Here is a 4,618-nt window from a genome sequence, read left to right as displayed (position 1 = left end):
ACTGGCGATGAAAATGATCGCCGCCAGCTCCCAGGCGCCGGACACCCAGAAATAGATCACGCCGCTCATGATCGTATCCTCTTGCACGCCGAGCAAGGTCTTGGTGATCATCACCGGCATCAGGTTTGCCGGGATGTACATGATGCAGGCAGCGATCAGGAAAGCCCAGCTGCGCCTGATGCTGTCCGGCTTGCGCAGGTGCAGCGCTGTGCCGCAGCGCTGGCAGTGTTCGTGCTCGCGCACCTCTTGCCAGACGGTGCCGCAATGATGGCAGGACATCATGCCGAGGCCGGCAGCGGTGCGCACCGCCAGGTCTTCGTCTTCGGCAGCGCCGGCTGTATTCGCGGTGGCGCCGGCGCTCATGCAATCTCTTCCTGGCTGCCGATTGTCTCTTCAGCGTACGCCATTTCCCAGAAATGGCGGGGATTGAAGGACACCACCGCGGTCAGCAATACCGTCAGCACGCCGAACGCCCACAGGGCCACGCCCGGGATCACGGTCGCCATGTTCGATAATTTCACTACCGCCACCAGCACGCCCAGCAGGAACACTTCCACCATGCCCCAGGGCCGCAAGCTCTGCATAGCCCTCACCAGCCAGCTGAAACCGGGAGGCCGCTGCTGTTTTGCCAACGACACCAGCAGGTAAAACAGGAACAGCAGCTGCAGCAGCGGAAACAGGATAGTGGTGGCCAGCACCAGCAAGGCCACCAGCGACATGCCTTCGGTGGTCAGCGACAGCACGGCGCCGAACAGGGTGGTGCGGCTGCTCAGGCCCTGCAGTTCGATCTCGACGATGGGAAAGCTGTTGGCGATCACGAACATGATCAGGCTGGCCACTGTCAGCGGCAGGATGCGCTCGCGCTGGCGTCCGGCGTCACGCTCCAGCTCGGTGCCGCAGCGCGGGCAGTGGGCAATCTCCCCACGGTGCAGCTGCACCTTGCGATACAGGGCATCGCATCCTTCGCAGGCAATCAGGTCGGGGACTTCGCGCATGAGTAGCTAAAAAATTGAGTAGGTATGATTCTAACAATAATCTGCGCCGGCACCGACAGATAGTTGAAATCGTCGCTTGTCCGGGCGGTTATGGCCGCAGGCGCGTCATACGTGTTTTATGGAATGCTCGTAAAATGGATGGCTAGCGATGGCATGTTAAGTAATGTTAAAACCGAAACGAATGTGTCATTTATGCAATGCCATGCATTTTATTCACCACAAATCTATCTGATGAGCACCACTAATAACAAAAGCAGCCTAGCTGCCACCGTAATCGACCAAAAACTGGAGTATGTGACTTCCTGCGCGCTGCCGACGCCTTGGGCAACCTTCCAGCTGCATGCCTTTATTGAACACGCCACCGGCAAAGAACACCTGGCCCTGACCCTGGGCGCAGTCAACGACGGCGCGCCGGTGCTGGCGCGCGTCCATTCCGAATGCCTGACCGGCGATGCCTTGTTCAGCCAGCGCTGCGATTGCGGCGCGCAGCTGGAAGGGGCTATGCAGAAGATCGCCGCGGAAGGACGCGGCGCCATATTGTATTTGCGCCAGGAAGGGCGCGGCATCGGCCTGATCAACAAGTTGCGCGCCTACCATATCCAGGACGGCGGCGCGGACACGGTGGAGGCTAACCAGCAACTGGGATTCGCCGCCGACCTGCGCGATTACACCATTTGCGAAACCATGCTCGAGCACCTCGACATCACGGCCTTGCGGCTGATGACCAACAACCCGCGCAAGGTAGCCGCCCTGCAGAAAATCGGCATTACCGTGGTCGAGCGGATTCCCCTCATCCTCAACCGCAATCCGTTCAATACCCGCTACCTTGACACCAAGGCGGCGAAACTGGGCCACCTGCTGCCGATTGACGGCATGGAACACGACCTGGACGAAAACGAGCTGTAAACTAAGCTGTGAAGCGCAAGCGGTGAAACGGGCCGGAGCTACGACAGTTCCGGCCCGAGCCAGGCATCAGCGCTTGGACGCCCCTACATGCTTGGCGTTCACTACCGCATCGGTGACATTGGCCGGCGCTTCGGCATAATGCTTGAACTCCATCGTATACGTGGCGCGCCCCTGGGTCAGCGAACGCAGGGTGGTGGAGTAGCCGAACATTTCCGCCAGCGGCACTTCCGCCCGCACGATCTTGCCGACCCCGCCCGGGATGTCGTCCATGCTCTGGATCATGCCGCGCCGCGACGACAGGTCGCCGATCACGTCGCCCATTTTTTCCTCGGGCGTCTCGACTTCCACCGCCATCATCGGTTCCAGCAAGGCCGGGCTGGCTTTGCGGCAGCCATCCTTGAACGCCATCGACGCCGCCATGCGGTAGGCGTTTTCGTTGGAATCGACATCATGCGAGGAACCGAAGAACAGCGTGACCTTGACGTCGACTACCGGATAGCCTGCCAGCACGCCGGTAGCCAAGGTTTCACGTACGCCTTTCTCGACCGCCGGAATATATTCGCGCGGCACCGTGCCGCCCTTGATGGCGTCGACGAATTCAAATCCCTTGCCTGGCGCCTGCGGTTCGATTTTCAGCACCACGTGGCCGTACTGGCCGCGCCCGCCGGACTGCTTGATGAACTTGCCTTCGCTCGATTCGCACACCTTGCGTATGGTTTCGCGGAAAGCCACCTGCGGCTTGCCGACGGTAGCTTCGACGCCGAATTCGCGCCGCATGCGCTCCACCAGTACTTCCAGGTGCAGTTCGCCCATGCCGGAAATGATGGTCTGGCCCGATTCCTCGTCGGTCTTGACCCGGAATGACGGATCTTCCTCGGCCAGGCGGCTGAGCGCTATCCCCATCTTTTCCTGGTCGGCCTTGGTCTTCGGTTCTACCGCTTGCGAGATCACGGTGTCCGGGAACACCATTTTTTCCAGGGTGATGATGCTGCCAGGATCGCACAGGGTGTCGCCGGTGCTGGCTTCCTTGAGGCCGACCGCGGCGGCGATGTCACCCGCATACACCTCGCTGATTTCGGTACGGTGGTTGGCGTGCATTTGCAGCACGCGGCCTATCCTTTCCTTCTTGCCCTTGTTCGGATTGAACACCACATCGCCCGAGATCAGCACGCCCGAATAGACCCGGAAGTAGCTCAGGTGGCCGACAAACGGGTCGGTCATGATCTTGAAGGTGAGGGCGGAGAATTTTTCATCGTCGCTGGCGCGCCTTTCGACGACCAGGTCGTCCTGGTCGTGGCCTTTGACCGGCGGAATGTCGGTCGGCGCCGGCAGGAAATCGATCACGGCATCCAGCAACGCCTGCACGCCGCGGTTCTTGAAGGCGCTGCCGCACAGCATCGGCACGATTTCGCCGGCGATGGTGCGCTGGCGCAGTGCCGCCTTGATTTCCTCTTCGCTGATGTCGGCGCCGTCCAGGTATTTTTTCATCATGGCGTCGCTGGCGTCGGCCGCTGCTTCTATCATGCGGCCGCGCCATTCCTCGGCGCTGGCTTGCAGCTCCGGCGGGATGTCGATGTATTCGAACTTGACGCCCTGGGTGGCGTCGTCCCACATGATGGCTTTCATCTTGACCAGGTCGACCACGCCGTGGAAATTGTCTTCGGCGCCGACCGGGATCTGCACCAGCACCGGATTGCCCTTGAGGCGGTCGCGGATCTGCTGGTGGACGCGGAAGAAATCGGCGCCGACCCGGTCCATCTTGTTGACGAACGCCAGGCGCGGCACGCCGTACTTGTTGGCCTGGCGCCAGACGGTTTCGGATTGCGGCTGCACGCCGCCGACGGCGTCATAGACCATGCAGGCGCCGTCCAGCACCCGCATCGAACGTTCGACTTCGATCGTGAAATCGACGTGGCCCGGGGTGTCGATGATATTGATCCGGTGCATCGGGTAATTGCCGGCCATGCCTTGCCAGAAACCGGTGGTGGCGGCCGAGGTGATCGTGATGCCGCGTTCATGCTCCTGCTCCATCCAGTCCATGGTGGCGGTGCCGTCGTGCACTTCGCCGATCTTGTGGCTGACGCCGGAATAAAACAGGATACGCTCGGTGGTGGTGGTCTTGCCGGCGTCGATATGGGCGCTGATGCCGATATTGCGATAGCGCTCGATAGGGGTTTTGCGAGTCATGACGATTTCCTCTGGGAGAAATTATGATGATCAGAATTTTTTGCAGCTACTGTGACGTGTGAGCTTACTCGTTTTTTCGATTGTCAGTTGTGCGTCGATGGAAGGCGCCGTCGCAAGACCCCGTCGTAAGACCCCGTTTTTCCCCTCCCGGTGGTATGCTTGGCGGCTTAACGGTAAGTGAATCCATCCTACTAAAACACCTATTTCACCCAGCCCCCTATGAACTCCCGAACCTTTTCCCAGAATACTTCCGCACCGCGCATCGAGCAGCTGCGCGCCGCCATGCAGCGCCACAATGTCGACGCCTGCCTGATTCCTTCGGCCGATCCGCACCTGTCCGAGTACCTGCCGGGGCGCTGGAAGGGAAGGGAATGGCTGTCGGGCTTCACCGGCTCGGTCGCCAACCTGATCATCACCGCCGATTTCGCCGGCCTGTGGGCCGACAGCCGTTACTGGTCGCAGGCGGAAGCGGAACTGGCCGGCACCGAAATCGTGCTGATGAAAACGCCGTCGGGCAACAGCCTGCTGCA

5 protein-coding genes are annotated in these 4,618 nt (G+C 60.6%); 2 read left to right on the top strand and 3 right to left on the bottom strand.

Annotated elements, in window-relative coordinates; all coding sequences use genetic code 11:
- Together JWQ61_RS03605 and JWQ61_RS03600 are read right to left on the bottom strand one after the other, a co-directional pair.
- On the bottom strand, positions 1-363 hold a 363-nt coding region (locus JWQ61_RS03605; protein ID WP_304359309.1), incomplete at its 3' end, for a paraquat-inducible protein A.
- Positions 360-995: a paraquat-inducible protein A gene (locus JWQ61_RS03600; RefSeq protein WP_304359308.1), complete on the bottom strand. Its 636-nt coding sequence runs from the start codon at positions 993-995 to the stop codon at positions 360-362. The genes JWQ61_RS03605 and JWQ61_RS03600, both read right to left, overlap by 4 nt.
- Before the next feature lie 231 nt (positions 996-1,226).
- Here JWQ61_RS03600 and ribA point away from each other — a divergent pair, with 231 nt between their 5' ends.
- Positions 1,227-1,901 (top strand): GTP cyclohydrolase II, encoded by a 675-nt coding sequence (gene ribA, locus JWQ61_RS03595; RefSeq protein ID WP_304359307.1) that lies wholly within the window; start codon positions 1,227-1,229, stop codon positions 1,899-1,901.
- A 66-nt stretch (positions 1,902-1,967) separates the two neighbouring features.
- On the opposite strand, the gene fusA is transcribed toward ribA, so the two are convergent.
- Positions 1,968-4,088, bottom strand: coding sequence for an elongation factor G (fusA, locus tag JWQ61_RS03590; protein ID WP_304359306.1), 2,121 nt, complete (start codon positions 4,086-4,088; stop codon positions 1,968-1,970).
- A 219-nt stretch (positions 4,089-4,307) separates the two neighbouring features.
- Here fusA and JWQ61_RS03585 point away from each other — a divergent pair.
- Positions 4,308-4,618 (top strand): aminopeptidase P family N-terminal domain-containing protein (locus JWQ61_RS03585; RefSeq protein ID WP_304359305.1); only part of this gene is annotated, 311 nt, incomplete at its 3' end.

Source organism: Collimonas fungivorans (assembly GCF_028292705.1).
GTDB lineage: Bacteria > Pseudomonadota > Gammaproteobacteria > Burkholderiales > Burkholderiaceae_D > Collimonas > Collimonas fungivorans_B.
The sequence above is the reverse complement of the archived record's forward strand: the minus strand, read 5'-3'. Positions and strand labels throughout refer to the sequence as shown.

What these genes read in the sequence shown, in the direction of transcription:
- JWQ61_RS03600 (WP_304359308.1), bottom strand. Translation starts at nt 995, where the DNA reads ATGCGCGAAGTCCCCGACCTGATTGCCTGCGAAGGATGCGATGCCCTG.
- fusA (WP_304359306.1), bottom strand. Translation starts at nt 4,088, where the DNA reads ATGACTCGCAAAACCCCTATCGAGCGCTATCGCAATATCGGCATCAGC.
- ribA (WP_304359307.1), top strand. Translation starts at nt 1,227, where the DNA reads ATGAGCACCACTAATAACAAAAGCAGCCTAGCTGCCACCGTAATCGAC.